This window comes from Croceitalea sp. MTPC5, assembly GCF_036985505.1.
GTDB lineage: Bacteria > Bacteroidota > Bacteroidia > Flavobacteriales > Flavobacteriaceae > Croceitalea.
Map to the genome: position 1 here is coordinate 513,397 of NZ_BTGQ01000001.1, position 21,762 is coordinate 535,158.

The following is a 21,762-nucleotide window of genomic DNA, read 5'->3' on the forward strand; positions in this document are numbered from 1 at the left end:
ATGATTTTTTTTTAATGGAGGAAGCCAAAAAAATTGTTACGGCTATTAATGGCGGGGCGTTGAAACCGATATACTTTTTGATGGGTGACGAACCCTATTACATCGACAAAATAGCGGATTATATTGCTGAAAATGTTTTAACGGAAGCAGAGCGGGGGTTTAATCAGATGACTATTTATGGTCGGGATACTTCTATCGATGAAGTAGTCTCGAATGCAAAGAGGTACCCCATGATGGCAGAATACCAAGTTGTTATCGTGAAAGAGGCGCAACACCTTTCAAGAACAATAGAACAACTTGTGGGCTATGCTGAAAACCCGCAGAAAACAACGGTCTTAGTGGTTTGTTATAAGTACAAAAAGCTCGACAAGCGAAAGAAGCTTTACAAGGCCATTATGAAACATGGCCTATTGTTCGAGAGCAAAAAACTTTATGAAAATCAAGTAGCGGACTGGATACGAAGGGTACTTTCAGGTAAGGGATATAAAATCACCCCTAAAGCGGCGGCCTTGCTTGTAGAGTTTTTAGGTACGGATTTAAGTAAAATAAACAACGAACTTGAAAAGCTGTTCTTGGTTATTGACCGCCAAACTGAAATTAACCCGATACATATTGAAAAACATATCGGAATCAGTAAGGATTTCAATAATTTCGAACTGAAAAAAGCAGTAGGGGAACACAATGTTGAAAAGGCGACCCGTATCATTACCTATTTTGGTCAAAACCCAAAAGACAACCCATTCGTCTTGACGATTAGTTTACTCTATAATTTCTTCACCCAATTATTGCGATACCATGGCCTTACCGATCGCTCATCGGGGCAGGTCGCCAAGGCGCTCGGGGTGAATCCATATTTTGTGAATGAATATCAGATTGCCTCAAAGAATTACCCAATGAAAAGGGTAAGCCAAATCATAACCAAACTCAGAAACCTTGATTTAAAGGGTAAGGGCGTCGGGTCTCAAAATATGTCACAGCACGACCTTTTGAAAGAACTACTTGCCGCAATCTTCTAATTATTTTTTGTCTATACTGTACTTCCCTGGCCCGACTAGAAAGATCACTGCAAAGAATACCGCAAAAAGTACTGCCAATTCCTTTTTGGCGAAAGGGTCTGCGCCATGGGTAATAAAAGCAGCCACTAACATCGTTATTAATGCCGGTACTGCGGCGATACGTGTTTTGAAACCAATAATGATTAGGATCGGTGCTACAAATTCTCCAATCACCGTCAAAAACAAAGAAGGGGCGGCTCCAATACCGATAGGGTTCGGAAACTCAAAGTTGCCGTTCAATAAATTTTGGAGCTTTGGCAGACCATGTACGAAAGCCATTATGGCAGATGGTACTATTCGTAACAAGGCGAGACCTAAATGTTGGATACCTGCGATTTTCATTCGGGGGAATTTTATATCGCAAATGTATTCTTTTTCAGTAGAAATTGAAAAACCGTAGATTTTTAGCAAAAAAATCAAGTGATGAACGCAGTGATTGATTTGATGGTACAAACACATACAAGTCACGTTTTTGAACTAAAATCAGGGCAACCTTTCGACTTGGGCTTCGTTCTTATCAACACCTCAGGTTTCGGGCACAACGGTAATAATCATGCAATTGATTTCATTGTATGTCTTTTTGTTTTCCGTTGGTATTGTCGAACATCCCTTCATAAATAATGACTTCCGGTCGATACTTAAACCGTATCAATCGATTGGGCAGATCTTGAAGCTCAAATTCATCATTGTTTTTAACAAACTTAAAGGTCACACTATTTTGGGCGGTCATTTCATTTAAGGTAACCTCAAAAATTCCATCACCGTTTTCATCTGACATTGGTATGGTCACTTCCCAAGAAGGGTTTGTGAATTGACCTCTTAATCCTACATTTTGCACGTTTTGTTCTTGTCCCATATTCACTTTGAAAGTGACGGTTTTTTCATGTTCTTTCTGAACACAGCTTACTAAAAATAGAAACGTCACGATAGTTACTCCGATAATTGATTTTATTTTCATGGTTGATGTTTTTTAAATAAGGATTTATTTCTTAAGAATATTCTAGAACTGCCAAGTACCTGCACTTCTTTGGCTATCATCAGTGTCTCGCTGGCAATTGTATAGGTTTTGATCAAAAAGGCCTTTACACCGTTATCCTTTCCTATGGTCTTAGTGCGTATGGTAAGATTGCCATTGGATTGTTTATCGACTGAACTTATTTTTTCCTTTCCAAAGTAGGCTCCATTTTTACGGAGTTTTATGGCCTGTCGTGTGTTGGCTTTTGGTTCATTGGGATAGGTGTTCTCCATAATAAGTTTATTGCCTTGAATCGTAATTTTCAATTCTTTTGAAATATCAACTTCTTTTCCATCGCTATAATTGACATACATTAAGGTGCCTTTCCAACGGGTATTGTCCAAAAAGATTAAATCTTCAATGTTCAAGGTTGTTTGCTGCGCATTTACATGGTTGATTGTTAATACGGCAATAATCAAAATACGATACCTCATGATTTTAGAAATTTATTCGTTATGATATGGTCTAAACCAAATCGACCGGAACCCAGATAAAGATTATAAATAGAGAGCCATAAAAAACCCATGGCAGGAAGCATGCCCCAAGTACCTTGACCCCATTTCTGCATGAATATCGCCACAAGCATGGTGCACATAATCAAGAAAGAGGCAATTCTGGTCTTTAGGCCAAACGCAAGAAAGAGGCCCCCGACCGCTTCGCTGAAAGCACCCATCCATGCAAAGAAAACAGGCATTAAGGCGAATATTCCCCCATATTCGGCAACATCTTTAGGAAACCAAGCCGATACTTCAAACAAATTGAGGTTTTGTCCATCAGGGGTCCATGGCATACCGAACTTATCAGCTCCAAAACTCAAAGCCAATAACATACCTGCAATAAAGCGCATTATCGCAAAAATGAGATCCGCAAACCAATGCTTTTGCAAAATGGGTGTAACCAAAATTTTCAAAATGTTCTTCATGATACTGTTTTTGTGATTGTTGAAACAAATGTCATGAAAGCCCATGCGTTGTGCGACTCAAATTGATATTCAAAGGGCTCAAATACGATTTGAGACGTCTTAGATTATCGAATTGACTACGAAATTCCGGTCTTTAAATATTCTGTAGGGGAGGTGTTGGTCAATTTTTTGAAGACACGATTGAAAGTTGCCTTACTGTTAAATCCACATTCAAAAGCTATGCCCAGTAGTGATAGTTTTTGATGGACCTTATCATCAAGCTTTCGTTTGAATTCCTCAACGCGATATTTGTTGACAAAATCATTGAAGTTCATATCAAATCCCGAATTAATGGTTTCTGAAAGTTGTGCCCGGTTCATACGCGCCATTTGGGCCAAATCGGCTAAATTCAAATCAGGGTTTAAATACGGTTTTTGATTTGACATAAGTGCCTTTAGGGAGGCAATATCGTCAGGCGATATGGACTTTTCAACATCATCTAAGTTCGGAATACTAGATCGGTTGGGCGTAAAGCTGAAATTCAGTTTTTGAAGTTTCGTAGTGTCCGTGAAAAAACCCATCACCCCTACATAGATGATAATGAGGCCTGTATATAGGGTCATCCACCATTGTTGCATGTAATTCAACTCAATTACCAAGTTGCTCACTGTAGTTTGTGCGAAGTCGTAAACAAACAAGAGCGCATACAGCACCAAAAAGCTAAGGATCCAATTCAACTCCATTTTATAGGTATTGGAAAAAAATCCCTTGATTTTCTTTCTATAGAAGTAGAACAATTGAAACGTAAAGGCGAGGTACAAGAGGTTTTGAAAATAACCTAATATGGCATAAATCGGCAGTACAAAAGGTTCGTCCAGATTTATTTTCAAATATCCGTTTTGGGTTGTGTTGAATCCATCCAAAGAGGCGTCGTAAGTATATATTACGACCCGGTATGCTATGATTAAAAACGCAGGTACAAAATGCAGCCAATCCTTCTTTTTAAATTTAAAAGATGTCATGGTAATGGACTTTACATAGAGGTATATCAAGGGTAAAAGGGCTACGGACATTGGAATCAACCAATAGTTCACCTTTGTATTTCTAAAAGTATCGTACCAGCCCATAAAACCAATGGTGTAACAGGTTTGCGAATAGCAGGTAATGAGTAATATCAAAAAAAGGAATAAATCGGATACATTTCTTTTTTTCAAATACCTGTAGCACAACAATAGTGCAAAAATTAATCCTTGAATGGAAAGAAAGAGTAGGGGGGTGCTATGGATATTAAAATCTGGAAACAATAGAAGCATGGTATTCTAAAGATTGTGTTGAAAATACAAACAATTTCAGAATTTCGAAGCCAATTACCGTAGTTGCGGGTAGTCATGTGGCGCAACCTCGTGCATTATTTCATAGACTTTTTCAAAAATATCCTCTTCGTTGGGTTTTGAGAAGTAGTCCCCGTCGGTTGCATAGGCAGGCCTGTGCGATTTTGCGGTAAGTGTCTGCGGCTCGCTGTCGAGATACTTGTAAGCCCCTTGTTTATCGATAAGTTCGTGCAGAAGGTACGCTGAACATCCGCCCGGTACATCTTCATCGATAATCAATAACCGATTGGTTTTCTGAATACTTTTGACGACATCGTGATTGATGTCAAACGGAAGTAAGGTCTGTGCATCTATGACTTCTGCATCAATACCGACTTCTTGTAGCTCCTTAGCTACTTTTTGAACAATACGCAGTGTCGATCCGTAAGATAACAAGGTAATATCGTTACCGGTCTTTACAGTTTCCACAACACCGATTGGAGTACAAAACTCCCCTAGATTAGCTGGTTTTGCTTCTTTGAGACGGTATCCATTCAAGCTTTCGATGATCAAGGCCGGCTCGTTACTTTTCATCAATGTATTGTAAAAACCAGCAGCTTGCGTCATGTTTCTTGGCGCCAATATATAAATACCCCTCAAAAAATGTATCAAACCGCCCATTTGAGAACCGGAGTGCCAGATACCCTCTAAACGATGTCCACGAGTACGAATGATCATCGGTGCTATTTGTTTACCCACCGAACGATAACGTAGGGTAGCCAAATCATCACTCAATGTTTGTAGGCCATACATGATGTAATCCAAGTACTGAATTTCAGCTATGGGTCGTAAACCACGCAGTGCAAGCCCTATACCTTGCCCAACTATCGTTGCTTCTCGAATACCTGTGTCGGCAATACGGTGAACCCCGTATTTTTCTTGAAGACCTTCCAAACCTTGGTTGACATCACCAATATTACCGGTATCTTCACCAAAGATCATAGCCTCAGGATACTTATCAAAAAGCCTGTCAAAATTGTCCCTCAAAATGATCCTACCGTCCACCAATTCGGGTTCTTCTGCGTAAACAGGGGCGATGGCCCCAATATTCGTGGCCTTGTTTTCCAATTCGCTGTATAATTGCGAGCTATATATGGGTTGGGTCTCTTTTAGAAAATTATTCACCCAGTTTTGTAGATTCGTTTTTTCTTGACCCTGCTCACCGATAAGATACCGTAATGCCTGCCTACCGTGGGCGGCCAAATCACGTTTTATAGGCTCTTCGATGGCAATCAGGTCATTGAGCACCTTAGTGATAAAAGCCCTATTTGGGCTTGAGGCAGCAGCCTTTGTCAAGATTTCAATAAGTTCCTTTTTAGCTGTTTGATGCGGTTTTAAAAACTCGGCCCAAGCCTGCTTTTTTGCATTTCGCACTTCTTGCTTACAAGACTTTTCCAGTTCTTTCAGGGATGCTTCCGTAGCAATATTATTTTCCAAAATCCATTCCCTGAACCGTTTGTTACAATCGTTCTCACGCTCCCATTCCAAACGTTCCGCACTTTTATAGCGTTCATGTGAACCAGAAGTGGAGTGCCCTTGCGGTTGGGTCAGCTCCGTTACATGTATAAGCACAGGAACATGTTCTTCACGTGCTATGTCAGAAGCATTTTCATAAGCATGGATCAAAGCGGTATAATCCCAACCCTTTACTTTTAAGATTTCATACCCGTCATTTTCGGCGTCACGCTTAAAGCCCTTCAGAATCTCTGAAATATCGCTTTTAGTGGTGTGGAATTCCGCTGGAACGGAAATACCGTAATTATCATCCCATACACTGATTACCATTGGCACCTGTAGTACCCCAGCCGCATTAAGTGTCTCAAAAAAATGTCCTTCACTAGTACTTGCATTACCGATAGTACCCCAGGCGACCTCATTGCCATTATTTGAGAAATTGGTTTGGTCGATACCTTTTACATTCCTATATACCTTTGATGCTTGTGCAAGACCCAGTAATCTAGGCATTTGACCAGCTGTACATGAAATATCGGCACTACTGTTCTTTTGCTTGGTAAGATCTTTCCAAGTACCATCATCATTCATACTGTGCGTCACAAAATGCCCGCCCATCTGCCTACCAGCGCTCATGGGTTCTTTTGTGATATCGGTAGTGGCATATAGTCCGTGAAAAAATGCTATGGGATCAAGGTGGCCCGAAGCCATCATAAAAGTTTGATCTCTGTAATAGCCACTTCTAAAATCCCCATTTTGAAAGGCCCTGGCCATTGCCAATTGGGGTAGTTCCTTGCCATCACCAAAAATCCCAAATTTTGCCTTACCGGTCAAAACTTCACGACGCCCTAACAAACTGCACTCCCTACTGATAACGGCAACCCTATAATCATCTAAGATCTGGGACTGAAAATCATCAAAGGAAATTTCACTGCTTGTTTTGGAATCTGACTTCATATAGCTAACAAGTTTTTGCAAAAGTACTAAAAAGCGTCGATTACTACTAACGGCAAACCCCGCTTTTTATTCATGAAATCACAAAAAAAAGTTATATTAATGCATATTTTGAAAAATAAAGCGGGATTAAGGCCTGTATTTTGTTGATTTCGTAATTAGAACCATTTTCTGGTAAATAGCCCAATCAGGGTTTTTGGGCTTAAAGTAACGACAAATCGAATACGTTCACCGTAATCATTAAAAGAGGGTTCAAAACCGTTGGTGGAATACATCGGAAAATAAAGCTCAAAGAAATCGGTGACCAAATTCAATCGCACCCCAGAGTCATAAAAAAACCTTGCTTGTTCCCCTCTGTTTCGTATACCACCGATATCCCCATAAACCTCGATCCATTGCCAGATATTGATACTGGCATTGGCCGTCACGATCCAATCATTGCCAAATCGTTCGTCAAATATTGATTTGAAACCTCCTTCTGCAAGAATGAACTGTTGACTTGTAATACCTGAAGCGGTTTGCGAACGGTTTAGGTAATTCAGATCAAATAAATAATCCGTTGGGCGGTCTAAGGCGAAACTAAAAAAATCGGACCCCGTATCATTGAACAAGAACTTACCTGCATAGAATCTCAAATTCAGCTGACGATTGTTGTCAAACAATCTCCTGTTTTCCCATTCAAAGGATAGCTTTGAAAAATCCCTTGCCAATTGGGCATCCACCACCCACGATTTGAAATGGATGATGTTGTTGTCGATATCACCAAAACGTGCATTGAATACTGAAAAATCGGGCTCCGTATCTATTTGGTCCTTTATGCTTTCATCGATGGTTCGAAATACATTACGTAACCTGAACAATAAAAATTGTCTTCTGTTGGCCATAAAATCCTCTGGACGCCAGGTAAAGGAGACCGAAGGCGTTATGGTCGTGAACCTTGAATTGATATCAAAAAAAGAGGTTCCACCACCAAGCGCATAGCTTACCGAATTCAATTTACCTTCATTGAAAAAATAGCGAAATCTAAGTCCGGCACTACCCACAACCGCTTCTTCACGTGAAGAGTATTGTGGTTTTATATTAAAGAGAAAAGGGCGGTCTATAAAAGTCTTATTATTGATGGAAATACCGGCAGTAAGCCCATTATTTACATTGAATCGAAATTCAGGAACGTAGAAAATTTGATTGAAATAAGGATTCTCGATATCCTTAAAAAATCGAAGCTGCAATTTTTTATTGCTTGATAGAAATCCGTTAAGGCTCTTCCAATTATCCCTTTGGTTGACTTCAGGAACTTTCTTGTCGTAGTTTAAAACCAACCTATTCTCTCCTTTGTCCGGAATGGTAAAAGTACTTGAACTATCAATGCCCCTAAACCAATATTTGGAAATAACGGAATCTTTTTGAAGTCCGAAAAGCGAAATAGGGACTTTGGAACCAGTTTTATTTTTAATGGTAAACGTTATGGAACCGTCTGCCTTGGAAACTTCCTTGATTTTAAAATCGATGTTATTCCTTAATCCTACGTATTCTTTAAAGAACCAATCGATGTCCTTATCCGTTTTGCCCTTTATCAACTCTTCCAAGTCGGCTGCTTTGACATTGGGCACTAGTTTAAAGGTTTCATAAAAGCTTCTAATACCCTCGTTGATCTTCTCTGAACCAATGTATTCGCCTAAATATGACATGCCAAGACCGGCTTTATAACGATTGGCGATTTTTTGGTTCCATTTGGTCAAGGAATCATTAGGGGTCGAAAGAGCCTGATGATCATTTCTTCGCACTGAAACCATTTGTAGCAGGTAGTACTGCTCATTAAAGTCCATTTGTGCCAAGTTATAGGCTCGAAAACCCCATAAACGGGACAATTTCCCTGCCCATTTTTGATTTGGATATTTTTCTGCTACATAGGCTATGAGCAAATAGTTGACGATGGCATCATTTACCCAACGTTCTTTGCGTTCATCAAGAAACAATGTTTCTTGTACAAAATGATTCAAGGCCGTTTTCAACAACTTCATTTCAAATTGAAACTGTTCGCTGTAAGGCCTGATAAAATTAGGAAGCTGGTTGATACCAAATAGTGGGTTTCGATTGTAGTCGTATTCAGAGACCAATAGATTTTCATGGGGATATGCCCCAAGTCTATCCTTAATGAAATCGAGCACCCTGTTTATGGAGAGTCCTTGTGAAATACCATCATACTTCGAAGCCTCTAAATCAGTGGTTACCGTCATGGCCTCGGTACGATGCGTGGTAAATCTCTTTTTTGGGGTTAAGAAAACCTGCGCACTTTTCCTTTCCCTGCCGGAAAGGCTGGCATGGTTTCCTAAAGAAAAATCGGTTATGGAAGTAGTCGTATAATTGGTAGCTAAATGAAGGTCTTTAGGGAATCGCAGTGAAATCTCGGTATGTGTGACATCGGTGTTTAGATCATTGAGGTTTTTATTGGAATACAACTTCCATGTCTTATCAAAAACAGCTGGGGTCAAATACCAATCCTTTAAATTATACCCTCCTTTATAACCGTGTCCATAGCCTGTATAACGACTGTTGGGTAATTTTAGGGTGTACGTAAGATGTAATGTGACTGAATTACCAGGGGAAAGCGTTTTGGGTAAAAGTACCTCGATGATATCCGCGGCCCTTGACCGATTCCATTCCAGGCCATTGTATTCGTCATCAACAATACTAACGATTTCGGTTCTTCCCCGATTTTTCTCTTTGGCCAGATGCAGGCTCTTATTGAATTCTTCACCAAATCTTTTTGCCAAAGCCGTCTTATTGCTTGAATACGAATGGTTCCAATCATTGAAATAGATGGTGTTAATCCCTATGTCGCCACTATTCTTGTAAACAAATACCTGCTTTATTTCAACTGTGTTGTTGGTTCCATCCAGTGTTGCCGAAATGGTATTTTGATGCTGTGCGAACGTAACACTAGGGGCAATAACCGCTAATGCATGTAGCATTAAAAAAATAAGTAGGTATTTATTTTTCAAGCGTATCGTCAATTAAAAATTTGGGCTCATGACATGACCTTTGTAGAAGCTGTCAATAATTTCGACAACTTCATCCGCATTGTCAACCAGTTTGATCAAGTCAAGGTCTTTCGGACTGATATTTCCTGCCTCGAGCATCGTATTTTTAATCCAATCAAAAAGGCCTCCCCAAAAATCACTACCTACCAAGATAATCGGGAAAGTGCCGATTTTATTGGTTTGGATTAAGGTAATTGCCTCAAATAATTCATCTAACGTACCAAAACCACCGGGCATGACCACAAAGCCTTGTGAATATTTTACGAACATGACCTTACGCACAAAAAAATAATCGAAATCAAGACTTTTATCTGGGTCAATAAACGGATTGTCATGCTGTTCAAAGGGTAAATCGATATTTAGTCCGACCGAAGTTCCCCCGGCTTTGTTGGCGCCTTTGTTGCCTGCTTCCATAATACCGGGTCCCCCACCGGTGATAACCCCATAACCTGCTGTTGCGATGGCTTCGGCAACTGCTACCGCGGTCTCGTAATAAGGTGCTCCGGGCTTCGTTCTGGCAGAACCGAAAATGGAGACACAGGGTCCTATTTCACTCATTCGTTCAAAACCGTTCACAAATTCACCCATAATCTTAAAAATGGCCCAGGAATCATTGGTTTTAATTTCGTTCCAACCTTTTGGGTGCTGTTCTTTCCTCATACAATTATGTTTAAACTACTTTGGTCATTTCTTTTTGACCTGCTTCCAGTTCTTTTTTCAAAAATCGCGCAGTGTAACTTTTTGTGTCTTTAACGACGTGTTCCGGGGTTCCTTTCGCAACAATCATGCCACCGCCCCGGCCGCCTTCATAACCGATATCGATGATATGGTCGACCATTTTGATTACATCCATATTGTGTTCTATGACCAATACCGTATTGCCCTTGTCGACCAATTGGTTCAACACGTCCATTAAGACGCGAATGTCCTCAAAATGGAGCCCTGTTGTGGGTTCATCCAAAATATAAAAGGTATTGCCCGTATCGCGCTTTGAAAGCTCAGTTGCCAACTTAACCCGTTGTGCCTCACCACCCGATAGTGTTGTTGATTGTTGCCCTAGCGAAATATACCCGAGGCCTACGTTGACTATCGTTTTCAGTTTACGATGGATTTTGGGAATGTTCTCAAAAAAATCAACTGCCTCGTTCATGGTCATTTCCAAAACGTCCGCAATCGATTTGCCCTTGTATCGTATTTCTAAGGTCTCCCTGTTAAAGCGTTTGCCATTGCAGGTTTCACATTCTACATACACATCAGGCAGAAAATTCATTTCTATAACCTTTAATCCGCCCCCTTGGCAAGTCTCACAGCGGCCACCCTGAACATTAAAACTGAACCTACCTGGCTTATAGCCCCTAATGGTTGCTTCAGTGGTTTTTGCGAACAGGGAGCGTATCTCACTAAAGACACCGGTATAAGTCGCCGGATTTGACCTTGGAGTCCTGCCGATTGGGGATTGGTTGATGTCAATTACCTTATCAATATGCTCTAGGCCCTTAATTTTTTTATATGGCATTGGTTTTTTGACCCCATTGAAATAATGGGCATTCATAATCGGGTAAAGGGTCTCATTGATCAAAGTTGATTTACCACTACCCGAAACCCCGGTCACCCCGATCATCTTACCAAGCGGAAATTCGGCAGTAACATTTTTCAGGTTGTTTCCGGTACAACCCGAGAGCACCAGTTTTTTACCTGTACCTTTTCTTCTTTTCTCAGGTACCTTTATTTGTTTTTCGCCACTAATATAATCTGCGGTCAGGGTACTATGGTCTTGCAATTCTGACGGCGGACCTTCTGAAATGATCCTGCCACCGTGCTTGCCCGCCTTAGGGCCTATATCAATCACATGGTCCGCTGCTTCGATCATATCACGATCATGTTCAACAACGATGACCGAATTGCCAATATCCCGAAGGGAGGCCAATGAGTGTATCAATCTTTCATTGTCGCGTTGATGCAAACCGATACTTGGTTCATCAAGTATATAGAGTACGCCCACAAGTTGCGAACCAATCTGGGTAGCCAATCGAATTCTTTGGGCTTCGCCTCCCGACAGTGATTTAGAACTTCTGTTCAGGGAAAGGTAATCCAATCCGACATCCAAGAGAAAACGGATCCTGGTTCGGATTTCTTTAACGATTTCCTCCGCTATTTTTTTTTGGTTGCCTTTTAATTTGGCATTAAGGTTATCAAAAAAATCGGCCAGCTCAGAAATGTCCATATGGGCCAAGTCGGCAATATTCTTTTCGCCTACTTTAAAGTATAATGATTCTTTGCGCAAACGGGAACCTTTGCAGGTAGGACAAATGATTTTGTCCATGTATTCTTTGGCCCAACGTTTAATGGAAGTTGAATTCGCTTCTTCGAACTGGTTTTTGATGAAGTTGGAGATACCTTCATAGTCAATGCGGTATTCACGTTTAACACCTAAGGTCTTTGAATCTACCGTAAAACTTTCTTTACCACCATTCAGTATCACTTCAAGGCCTTCAGCAGGTATTTTATCAATGGTCGTTTCCAAATCGAACTTATAACGCTGTGCAATGGTCTCCAATTGTTTAAAGGCCCAAGACTTTTTATATTCCCCCAGAGGTGCTATGCCGCCCGTTTTTATTGATAATTTCCTGTTAGGAAAAATCTTGTCCTCATTGACTTCATATACATGCCCGAGTCCGTTGCAATGTGGGCACATTCCTTTTGGTGAGTTGAAAGAAAATGTATTGGGCTCCGGGGTAGGATAGGAGATGCCCGTACTCGGGCACATCAAATCGCGACTGAAATAGCGGGGTACTTTTTCCCCTTCCTCCAAGACCATGAGTACATTGTTGCCACTGTACATTGCCGTATTGATGGTCTCTGACAATCTTTTATCAAAATCTTCACCAATGGTCACCTTTAAACGATCAATGACAATCTCTATGTCATGTGTTTTATAGCGATCGACCTTCATTCCCTTGGTGATATCCACGACATGGCCATCGACGCGTACCTTCACAAAGCCTTGCTTGCCTATTTGTTCGAACAACTCTCGATAATGCCCCTTACGCGATTTGATAATGGGTGCAAGAATATTGATTTTTTTATCTTGATAGGCCTCGATGATCAAATCCCTGATTTGGTCATCACTATAGCTGACCATCTTTTCACCCGTATTGTAACTGTAGGCATCACCGGCCCTGGCGAAAAGTAATCTCAAAAAATCATAGACCTCGGTTATGGTACCCACTGTAGACCTCGGGGACTTAGAGGTGGTTTTTTGCTCAATGGCAATAACCGGCGAAAGACCATCTATCTTATCCACATCTGGGCGTTCTAAACCGCCTAGAAACTGCCTGGCGTACGCCGAAAACGTTTCGATATAACGCCTTTGGCCTTCTGCATAGATAGTGTCAAAAGCAAGTGAAGATTTTCCGCTTCCAGATAGCCCCGTTATGACTACCAGCTTTTCACGTGGTATGGTTACATCAATGTCTTTGAGGTTGTGCACGCGTGCACCGCGTACTTCAATGTTTTCTTCGTAGTTAATCATAGCCCAAGCTTCAAAAGTAATCATTTGGTACTTAAAAAAGAAGCCGGGCCTACTATGATTTTGTTAAGTAAACGCTTTCAATTATCTTGTCAAAAAACACTCTTAAATGCGAAGAACGGGACCCGTCAGAATAAGGTTAATTGTACTTTTCCAGATTGTTATGCTATTTTTTGGTGTCAAGGCAGTTTCACAACGCAATGTTATCGTGGATGCGGACACTGGAAATGAGGTAGATGATTTTTATGCCTTGGCACGGATTTTATTGGAACCCTCCGTAAAGGTTACTGCGTTAAATGCAGCACATTGGCAGACCAGTCACTGGGCCATAGCAGAAACCATGGAAAACAGCCATAGATTGAACCAACAGCTATTGGGTGAAATGAATATACAGCTGAAAACCAATCGTGGTGGGTTGGCAAGAATGTATGATTGGGGCGACCGCGCAAGACATTCAGCGGCAGCATATGAAATTATTGAACAAGCCCAAGGATCTGGGCGTGTGACTATTTTAGTGCTAGGAGCACTGACCAATGTAGCTTCGGCCGTGTTCATTGAACCGAGCATTGCAGAAAAATTGGATGTTTATTGGTTGGGTACCGAAATGGAATTTGAGACCGGAGTGCTCAAACGGAATGATTTTAACCCAATGATGGATCAATTTGCCCTTGACTACCTATTGAATTCCAAAGTCAATATGCATATTATGCCGGTTAGTGTGGCCCTCGCTATGCAAGTTGATTTTGATGAAATGAATACGAAAATCGGCAATCATTTTTTGGGGGGATTTTTGATGAAACGTTGGGAAGACCATTTGGATGGTTCAAGGCGAAATCGAATACTTTGGGACCTCGCGTTGATTACGGCCTTTATAAAACCAAGCCTAGCAACCACAAAAGTAGTACATACCTCAAAAGACAGCGGTAATCGATCTATTACCTTTTATGATACGATTGATGCGGATGCGATATACGCGGATTTTTATGCTACGCTTTTGGCTTTTGGGAAGGAGTAGGGTATTTTTGGTATTAAACAAGTTCAGTATAAAACACATCTTATGAAATTATTGGGCATTGGCTCTCGAATCGACCACCCAGAATACGGAAAAGGGGTAGTCACGAATGTATCATCAAAGCACTATTGGGTTACTTTTTTAGAAAACGGGTTGGAGACCATTGATTTGGATAGCGAATTTGAAATTATCGAAGGGGTCGAAGATGAAGTGGATTCGGTGAGCTTTTTTGATATCGAAAGTTCTTTGGTCAAGATTTTGGAAAAATGGAGTGATACCCACGAAAAAGTAGCAATAGCAGATAAATGGCGAGGTGGTAAATTGATTATGGAGCCCGGCGATACAACTGCAAACAAAGAAATGCCCATTGCTACCTTTTTTCATAAAATTGTCATGGTTCGCGACAGAATACGCGTCATGGAGCAAAAAATCAATAGCAGTAAAAATTTAGATGATCAAGAAAAGGTGGACCTTCAACAATACATTACCCGTATTTATGGTTCATTGACGAGTTTTAATGTCTTCTTTAAAAATAAAAGCGACCAATTTGTGGGGGAGAGAAGTAAATAAAGCCACTACCAAAGCGAGGATACTCGCTGCCTATGAAAAAATAGCCGAACGTTATCACGACTTAATCGATCATAAGCCACATAACGCTTATTACGATAGACCTAATACATTAAAATTGCTCGGCGAGGTTGAGGGAAAATCAATTCTCGATGCAGCATGCGGTCCTGGTAAGTATGCCGAAGCGCTTACGAACAAAGGGGCTGAAGTAATAGGCTTTGATTTAAGCCCCAAAATGGTGGCGTTTGCCCAAGAACGCAATCAAAATGCCGATGGTTTTTTTGTTCATGATTTGACCAATCCACTCGATATGTTCGAAGCTGAACGATTTGACCGGGTACTCTGTGCCTTGGCCTTGCATTATATTGAAGATTGGAATCCGGTGGTTACTGAATTTCATAGGGTTTTAAAAAAAGAGGGGGAGGTGGTGATATCCATAGAACATCCTTTTTTTGAATACAATTATTTTAAGTCAAAAAAGTATTTCGAAATTGAGGAAGTCAGCGCAATTTGGAGGGGATTCGGGGGACGTGTGACCGTGCCAAGTTATAGACGCCCGTTACTCGAATGTTTAATGCCCTTTACTAAAAATGGTTTCTACATTGAAGAGTTGGTAGAACCCTTGCCAGTTAAGGAATTTGAGAAATATGACCCAAGGCATTATAAAGAATTGAATGAATTTCCAGCTTTTATGTGCTTTAAAGCTAGAAAAAAGTAAAGAATATAAATTGTTGCTAGAAGGTTTTCATTGCAAAAAAGATTGAATACCACCACGTGCTTAAACAGCCTCCTTTTTCTCACTAAGATACTTCCAATACCGTTTTGGTACGTGTTGCGTATGCAGTTTTCTATTTATTCGTGATTTAATATTGGTACTTTTAAAATAGTTGTTCCAAAGATCTTGATAGTCGTATTCCCCTTCGGTAAACGTTTGGCTTTTTCGCGAACGGTTAAAGTGGATTTCAGATAAATTCAATGAGATCAGCTCAACACGTTCCAAATTATAAAAAATCCCATATTTCCGTTTTACATCGTAGATCAACCACTGCTGGTCTGCATAACGATTACGAAAATGCTTTGAAATTAAGGGCAACACGTCAAAATCAGGTTCTATATTGGCAAAATAGATGTCGTCTTTGGTCAATTGAAAGCGTACGAAAGCCTCCATACGATGTTTTTCGCGACCTACTTTTCGAGCCATTTGTGAAATATACAGCATGGTTTCATCAGAGAAATCAGATTGCTTTCCCTTATGGGCCATCAATTTTTTGATATATTCAAACAACATCATTTCAATACCTTCGGCTTCACTTAAAAAGGCAAAATAAATATTGGTAATGGCATTGTAACTTTTATTTCGAACCCCATTCCAGACCCTTTTCGCCTTTTCAACATGGGTAAAGATGGTCTCATTTTCAGAGAATAGGCCATTCTGGGTTTGCCCGTTCTTTTGGATGTCCATCACTTTTAGCTTTTCTTCAAAGGCTATGAATACCGCTGTGAGAAAGCCATTAAAGCTGCCATCGTAAATTAATGTTGTTGCATTTTTCATACTGCTTAATTTTAATATGCTGTCATTTTTCTATGTAAAAGAAAACCAGGCTATTATATTAGTCGAGAACTCCTTCAAAATGACACACATTATTTTTGATAATACTTTTTAATTGTACCAAAGACTTCTTGGTTCTACTTCTAAAACGGACGCAATCATACCCAAAATCTAAAATGGTCTTACGTTTACGCTCTAGATAACTATGTTCTTGTGACGCTCTTTCCATAATTAGTTAAATAATGATAATTGTTGATGGTATTGATTTTTATACTTGCTTGTCGATGATTGTAAAATCATGCCTTTAATTTTATTTGCATCCAAATCACGACTTTCCCAATTTCGCGAATCACATACCATGAAATATTTTGCACGGTTAAGGGCAACCCCGATTTTCTTTAGGTGCTCCCAATTCAATTTTCGAAACTTACGTGCCTTTAAGATCCTTGTCACCGATTGTATTCCCAACCCAGGCACCCTTGCCAACATACGTTTATCGGCCTTATTGATATCTATCGGAAAATAATGCATGTTTCGCAAGGCCCATGAAAGTTTTGGGTCTACATCGATATCCAGATTCGGATGGTCATCATTGACGATTTCATTAACGGCAAATCCATAGAAACGCAATAGCCAATCGCTTTGATATAAGCGATTTTCCCTAAGCATGGGCACTTGCGAACCCATCGAGGGCAAACGGCTATCTTCGGTTACAGGCACATAGCCTGAATAATACACCCGTTTCATTTGATACTTTTTGTAATAGTACGTAGCCGAATACATGATATCTTTATCACTTTCGCCTGTTGCCCCGATGATCATTTGGGTACTTTGTCCGGCCGGGGCATATTTGGGCGTACTTTTAATGAGCTTACGTTCATTTTTATAGCGTATCAGCTCATTTTTTACTTTCAACATTGGTTTGGTAAAGTCTTCATGTTTTTTGTCTGGGGCCAATAATTGAAGACCGGATATGGTGGGGACTTCTATGTTGATCGACAAACGATCGGCATACAATCCGGCCTCATACATTAATTCATCACTACAGCCCGGAATGGATTTTAAATGGATATATCCGTTGAACCGTTCTTCTTCACGTAGTTTTTTAGCTACCGCAATCAGGCGTTCCATAGTATAATCAGGGCTTTTAAAGATTCCCGAACTCAAAAAAAGACCTTCAATATAATTGCGACGATAGAAATTAATGGTCAAGTCAACCACTTCCTGGATCTTAAAAGCCGCCCGTTTTACATCATTACTCTTACGGGTAACACAATAGGCGCAGTCAAAAATGCAATGATTGGTCATCAAGATCTTTAATAACGAGACGCAACGGCCATCTTCAGTATAGCTATGGCAAATACCCATTCGAGAGGCGTTACCCAAACCCTTATTTTGGTTTTTACGGTCACTGCCACTACTGGCGCAGGAAACATCATACTTGGCAGCGTCAGCGAGAATATTGAGTTTTTCTTTTACACGTTCGAAATCCATATCTTGGAAATAATCCAATCAAAAATATGGAAATAATCCAAATAATGGAATTATTCCATAAATTATTTTGGAAATAATCCAAATTACCTATATTTGAAACAGTTTACTTTATATGTCTAGTAATTTTTTTATAGGGATGTGGCTTAGTATTCTAATCTTTATTCTAGTCTCACTTTCTATCTGGGGTGTTTTCTACATTGAGAGTATAGATTCGAAAATTGCCATATTTGGTATTGTAGCATTAATTGTTGCTGCTTTTACTTCCGTTATGACTGTAAATATTAATAATAAGAAGGTCCGTGAAAGGGAATATGAACTTCATATATTAAAGGAAAAACAAAAGGTTTGTGAGCATTTTTATAATTCATTTTTCGAGATTTTCAAGAATATTAAGAACAACAGGAATGGGCTTTCCAAGACAGCTATTGATGAAATGGCACTTTTTAAAAAGGGTTTAATGAATTGGGGAAGTGAAGAATTAATTAAAAAGTTTATCGATTATGAGAACTATAATGCTATCCATGAAAAAAACTCCAAAGTATTTCTGAATAATGCTAATGTATTTCTCAAGGAAATGAGAAAAGAACTTGGTTTTAAAGATTCTAGAGATTTAAGTCTAATGACTGTTTTATTGACTGCTGATGCAAGAATAGAACTTGGTCAGTAAAAATAACTGGATTCCCGCCTTCGCGGGAATGACAAAAAGATTTTGATATATGGAAAATGAATTGACCTTAAAGCGTTTTATAGAAATTCGAAGGGATTTGGGGTACACCCAAGTAGAGTTTGCCAAACTTCTTGGTATTTCGAATACCACCGCCGATATCGAACGTGGTCGCACGAAACTTTCAGGTAAGGTCGTTGCAGAGTTACTACGTCAATTTAAGATCAATCCTATCTGGTTGTTCGGTGAGAACGCTTCCAAATATCTCGAAACATCACACACGAGCGTAATTCCGAAAGTGGTCACGGTCGACAGTTCAGACCAAGACAATATGGTATTGGTAAATGCCAAGGCCGCCGCTGGATACCCACAAAATATAGCAGACACCAGTTGGTATCAACAATTGCCGGCATTTGATATGCCCATACCGGAATTTAGAAATGCCACCTATCGTGGTTTTCAAGTAGAAGGGGATAGTATGTTACCCAATCTCCATCCTGGCGAATGGGTACTCGCAAGGGCCATAGAGCATATTGACCATGTAAGTGCAAATAAAATGTATGTTGTCGTCTTACAAGATTCCATAATGGTCAAGAAGATTGAGAAAAGACCCAATTCCAATAACATTACCCTGGTCTCGTTAAATGAGACTTATCCCCCGTACGATATCAAACCTTTTCAGATTCAAGAAATATGGGAAGTGAGCAGTAAATTAACCTTTAATGTCGATGCCACTTCGGACCGAGGGTTGTTACGACAACTACAAGAGTCGATGGAAGAACTGAAAAGACAAGTAGGGCAACGTTAGCATTTAGGGTTTTCGATTATCTTTAGGTCGTTAACCAACCCTACTAATATGAAACGACGTTATTTCGTTTTACTTTTTTTTCTCATTTTCAATGCTTTATCCGCCCAAGAAACCAAAGATACCTTAATCGTGGGCTATACCCCTGCGGCACCTTTTATTATTCAAGAAAATGGATTTTTAGAGGGTATTAATGTATGGCTTTGGAAAAGGGTTGCTGAAGATTTGGACCTGAATTATAAAATGGTTCAAATGGATTTTGCCAACATGTTGGATTCGTTAAAACTTGGGGCGATCGATGTCTCTATCAATCCCCTGACCATTACCGGGGAACGCAGTAAAACAATGGAGTTTACCCATTCTTTTTATGCCTCACATTCAACGATAGCAATCGCCCAGAAATCGTCTTTTCAAAAAGTCAAACAATTTTTAGGGTCTTTTTTCCATATCAATTTTTTAAGGGGCTTTTTACTTTTATTGGTATTGCTGTTATTTTTTGGCAGTCTTGCATGGCTTACGGAAAGAAAGGGGAATCCAGAGGAATTCAGACCTGGATTAAAAGGGATTTGGGATGGTCTTTGGTGGTCGATAGTGACCCTAACCACAGTCGGTTACGGTGATAAGGCCCCAAAAACCCGTTCTGGCAAGGTGATAGCATTCGGACTCATGCTCAGTGGGTTGTTGTTCGTCTCAGGTTTAACGGCAAGTATTGCTTCAAGTTTGACCGTGAACCAATTGGAGAGTAGCTCAGACGATTTGAATTCCTTCAAAAAAAAGAGGGTAGGTACGGTCAAAATCTCGGAAGCTGACGCTTTTTTGAAAAGTCATTTTTTTAGGGATGTTTCTTTGTATAAAGGACTTGTGCCCGGTCTTCAAGATCTAAGTAAGCATAAAATCGATGCTTTTATCTACGATGAACCAATTTTACAATACCGTATTCGAAAAGATCCTTCATTGCGTAAAGTGGAACTTTTGCCGATGAAGTTCGACGTGCAATTTTATGCCTTCGGAATCAGAAAAGATTCCATGCTCTTAGAACAGGTTATCTCACAACGTATTCTTGAGATTATGGAAACACAGGAATGGGGAATCGTACTATCTGAATATGGCTTAACGGAATTATAGGTTTTTGATGAACACCAAAAGCGGTTCTTTTTCTAAATTGGGCCGTACCCTACGATGTTTTTTAAACCCCAATTTGAGCAATAGGCCAATTGAGGCGAAGTTCTGAACCGTAGTTATTGCCATGATCGTTTTTACCTTCAATGTTGTATGCGCATACGAAAGTAGTATTTCAGATGCTTCTTTTACATATCCTTTTCTTTCAAATTCCGGGAGTATGGCAAATCCTAAATCCATATGATTCAAATACTCCCTTTTAAGAAAACCGCATATCCCGATTGGTTCACCACTGTGAACTAAAACTATTTTATAAAGTCCGAAACCATGGGTTTCATAATGGGCTATAATGGAACTTTTAAGGTATCCCTTGGCATCAGCAACCGAATTGATGTCGCGATCTCCGATGAATTTAATCCACTTGGGGGTGTTCATCAATCCATACATGAAAAGTGCATCAGTCTGGGATAGTGGTGTGATTCGAATTCGGTTGTTCTGTAATTGAAATTTCAAAAGTTGAATTGACTAGTTATACCCCCGAACATCTCCCATACCAAGTGACATAGGGCCAAGGGAATGTGATTTTGGTAAAAAAGCCCCACTTTCACTAACCATCCAGTCATCCCAACTAGCCTCCAATCCACCAATCGGAATTATCTGAACCCACATTTTATAGCTGTTGGGGAATCCGTTGGGATTCAATCGCCACAGATAACTATCCCCCGGAGTGCTACCTCCACTTTCATAAGTGACCAAAAGACCGTTCGTGCCATCTTCCAATACTACCAAGCTTCTTTTCGTGCCCTTGTCAAAAACCTTGTATGGTGCCACCAACCAAAAGGAATCATTATTAAAATAGTTAAGTGCCTTTTCAATAAGCTTTGCTTTTTTCGAGCCCATTATTTGAGTATCTTTTCGCAGCACCGTGCTCTGGGATGTATTGATTAAATTGAGGTGAACGGCATAGTCTTTCCAACTAACCTTAACGCTACCCAGTTTCTTATCCCAGACATACTTGTTGGCACCACCTTGAAATGACCATTCCAAATACCGGGTATCTTCGTAGGCCTTATAATTCAATGCGGCAAGCATTTTTCGAGCCAATTCATCGGCTTCTTGACCTTGTCTACCCTTAGGTAAGGGTTCGTTTTTTATCCAGGCAAATACGACTAGAAATACGAGCACAAGACCCAAGAATACGCCAAGGTATTTTAAAAGCTTTTTCATCCGACTAC

At 40.1% G+C, this 21,762-nt stretch carries 21 protein-coding genes; 7 read left to right on the forward strand and 14 right to left on the reverse strand.

Translation table 11 applies throughout. The features are described 5' to 3' along the window. Nucleotides 1-14: 14 nt before the first annotated feature. Nucleotides 15-1,016 carry a DNA polymerase III subunit delta gene (gene holA / locus AACM45_RS02340; protein ID WP_339140454.1) on the forward strand — a complete coding sequence of 334 codons (1,002 nt, stop codon included), beginning with the start codon at nucleotides 15-17 and terminating at the stop codon, nucleotides 1,014-1,016. On the opposite strand, the gene AACM45_RS02345 is transcribed toward holA, so the two are convergent. From AACM45_RS02345 to uvrA, 9 genes are all read right to left on the reverse strand, one after another. Then, on the reverse strand, nucleotides 1,017-1,397 hold the full coding sequence (locus AACM45_RS02345) for a DoxX family protein (RefSeq protein WP_339140455.1): 381 nt from the start codon (nucleotides 1,395-1,397) through the stop codon (nucleotides 1,017-1,019). It abuts the gene before it with no gap. 223 nt (nucleotides 1,398-1,620) lie between these two features. Beyond that, nucleotides 1,621-2,013 carry a hypothetical protein gene (locus AACM45_RS02350; protein WP_339140457.1) on the reverse strand — a complete coding sequence of 131 codons (393 nt, stop codon included), beginning with the start codon at nucleotides 2,011-2,013 and terminating at the stop codon, nucleotides 1,621-1,623. Next, nucleotides 2,010-2,504, reverse strand: a complete 495-nt coding sequence (locus AACM45_RS02355; RefSeq protein ID WP_339140459.1) for a hypothetical protein — start codon at nucleotides 2,502-2,504, stop codon at nucleotides 2,010-2,012. The genes AACM45_RS02350 and AACM45_RS02355 overlap by 4 nt, the downstream gene beginning before the upstream one ends. After that, nucleotides 2,501-2,992 carry a DoxX family protein gene (locus tag AACM45_RS02360; RefSeq protein ID WP_339140460.1) on the reverse strand — a complete coding sequence of 164 codons (492 nt, stop codon included), beginning with the start codon at nucleotides 2,990-2,992 and terminating at the stop codon, nucleotides 2,501-2,503. Before AACM45_RS02360 ends, AACM45_RS02355 begins: the two co-directional genes overlap by 4 nt. Nucleotides 2,993-3,108: 116 nt before the next feature. Beyond that, entirely contained in the window at nucleotides 3,109-4,284 is a 1,176-nt protein-coding gene (locus AACM45_RS02365) for a helix-turn-helix domain-containing protein (RefSeq protein ID WP_339140462.1), read from the reverse strand. A 54-nt stretch (nucleotides 4,285-4,338) separates the two neighbouring features. After that, on the reverse strand, nucleotides 4,339-6,750 hold the full coding sequence (locus AACM45_RS02370) for an alpha-ketoacid dehydrogenase subunit alpha/beta (protein WP_339140463.1): 2,412 nt from the start codon (nucleotides 6,748-6,750) through the stop codon (nucleotides 4,339-4,341). A 155-nt stretch (nucleotides 6,751-6,905) separates the two neighbouring features. Then, the gene (locus AACM45_RS02375; RefSeq protein WP_339140465.1) at nucleotides 6,906-9,719 is read right to left on the reverse strand and encodes a metalloprotease; all 2,814 of its coding nucleotides are present in this window, start codon (nucleotides 9,717-9,719) and stop codon (nucleotides 6,906-6,908) included. A 42-nt stretch (nucleotides 9,720-9,761) separates the two neighbouring features. Next, on the reverse strand, nucleotides 9,762-10,448 hold the full coding sequence (locus AACM45_RS02380; RefSeq protein WP_339140467.1) for an LOG family protein: 687 nt from the start codon (nucleotides 10,446-10,448) through the stop codon (nucleotides 9,762-9,764). 10 nt (nucleotides 10,449-10,458) lie between these two features. Continuing rightward, on the reverse strand, nucleotides 10,459-13,320 hold the full coding sequence (uvrA, locus tag AACM45_RS02385) for an excinuclease ABC subunit UvrA (protein ID WP_339140469.1): 2,862 nt from the start codon (nucleotides 13,318-13,320) through the stop codon (nucleotides 10,459-10,461). Nucleotides 13,321-13,426: 106 nt separating this feature from the next. Here uvrA and AACM45_RS02390 point away from each other — a divergent pair, with 106 nt between their 5' ends. From AACM45_RS02390 to AACM45_RS02400, 3 genes are read left to right on the forward strand one after another with little or no spacing between them, the layout of a single operon-like run. Then, complete coding sequence (locus AACM45_RS02390) at nucleotides 13,427-14,332, forward strand: nucleoside hydrolase (RefSeq protein ID WP_339140471.1); 906 nt, start codon at nucleotides 13,427-13,429, stop codon at nucleotides 14,330-14,332. A gap of 42 nt (nucleotides 14,333-14,374) precedes the next feature. Continuing rightward, nucleotides 14,375-14,899: a hypothetical protein gene (locus tag AACM45_RS02395; protein ID WP_339140473.1), complete on the forward strand. Its 525-nt coding sequence runs from the start codon at nucleotides 14,375-14,377 to the stop codon at nucleotides 14,897-14,899. Next, the gene (locus AACM45_RS02400) at nucleotides 14,847-15,614 is read left to right on the forward strand and encodes a class I SAM-dependent methyltransferase (RefSeq protein WP_339140475.1); all 768 of its coding nucleotides are present in this window, start codon (nucleotides 14,847-14,849) and stop codon (nucleotides 15,612-15,614) included. The genes AACM45_RS02395 and AACM45_RS02400 overlap by 53 nt, the downstream gene beginning before the upstream one ends. A gap of 60 nt (nucleotides 15,615-15,674) precedes the next feature. Here the strand turns inward: AACM45_RS02400 and AACM45_RS02405 are convergent, their stop codons facing one another. The 3 genes from AACM45_RS02405 to AACM45_RS02415 are packed head-to-tail and all read right to left on the reverse strand — an operon-like array spanning nucleotide 15,675 to nucleotide 17,939. Next, nucleotides 15,675-16,448 (reverse strand): TIGR03915 family putative DNA repair protein, encoded by a 774-nt coding sequence (locus AACM45_RS02405; protein ID WP_339140477.1) that lies wholly within the window; start codon nucleotides 16,446-16,448, stop codon nucleotides 15,675-15,677. Nucleotides 16,449-16,506: 58 nt separating this feature from the next. Next, nucleotides 16,507-16,674 carry a hypothetical protein gene (locus AACM45_RS02410; protein ID WP_339140479.1) on the reverse strand — a complete coding sequence of 56 codons (168 nt, stop codon included), beginning with the start codon at nucleotides 16,672-16,674 and terminating at the stop codon, nucleotides 16,507-16,509. A gap of 2 nt (nucleotides 16,675-16,676) precedes the next feature. Next, on the reverse strand, nucleotides 16,677-17,939 hold the full coding sequence (locus tag AACM45_RS02415; RefSeq protein ID WP_339140481.1) for a putative DNA modification/repair radical SAM protein: 1,263 nt from the start codon (nucleotides 17,937-17,939) through the stop codon (nucleotides 16,677-16,679). 112 nt (nucleotides 17,940-18,051) lie between these two features. On the opposite strand from AACM45_RS02415, the gene AACM45_RS02420 reads away from it, so the two are divergent. The 3 genes from AACM45_RS02420 to AACM45_RS02430 are packed head-to-tail and all read left to right on the forward strand — an operon-like array spanning nucleotide 18,052 to nucleotide 20,533. Then, the gene (locus AACM45_RS02420) at nucleotides 18,052-18,606 is read left to right on the forward strand and encodes a hypothetical protein (RefSeq protein WP_339140483.1); all 555 of its coding nucleotides are present in this window, start codon (nucleotides 18,052-18,054) and stop codon (nucleotides 18,604-18,606) included. Between the two features lie 49 nt (nucleotides 18,607-18,655). Further along, nucleotides 18,656-19,411 (forward strand): XRE family transcriptional regulator, encoded by a 756-nt coding sequence (locus AACM45_RS02425; protein ID WP_339140485.1) that lies wholly within the window; start codon nucleotides 18,656-18,658, stop codon nucleotides 19,409-19,411. A gap of 48 nt (nucleotides 19,412-19,459) precedes the next feature. Beyond that, nucleotides 19,460-20,533, forward strand: coding sequence for a transporter substrate-binding domain-containing protein (locus AACM45_RS02430; protein ID WP_339140487.1), 1,074 nt, complete (start codon nucleotides 19,460-19,462; stop codon nucleotides 20,531-20,533). Here AACM45_RS02430 and AACM45_RS02435 read toward each other — a convergent pair. After that, entirely contained in the window at nucleotides 20,528-21,040 is a 513-nt protein-coding gene (locus AACM45_RS02435) for a GNAT family N-acetyltransferase (RefSeq protein WP_339140489.1), read from the reverse strand. The genes AACM45_RS02430 and AACM45_RS02435 overlap by 6 nt on opposite strands. Nucleotides 21,041-21,052: 12 nt before the next feature. Further along, on the reverse strand, nucleotides 21,053-21,754 hold the full coding sequence (locus tag AACM45_RS02440; RefSeq protein ID WP_339140491.1) for a hypothetical protein: 702 nt from the start codon (nucleotides 21,752-21,754) through the stop codon (nucleotides 21,053-21,055). Nucleotides 21,755-21,762: the final 8 nt, after the last annotated feature.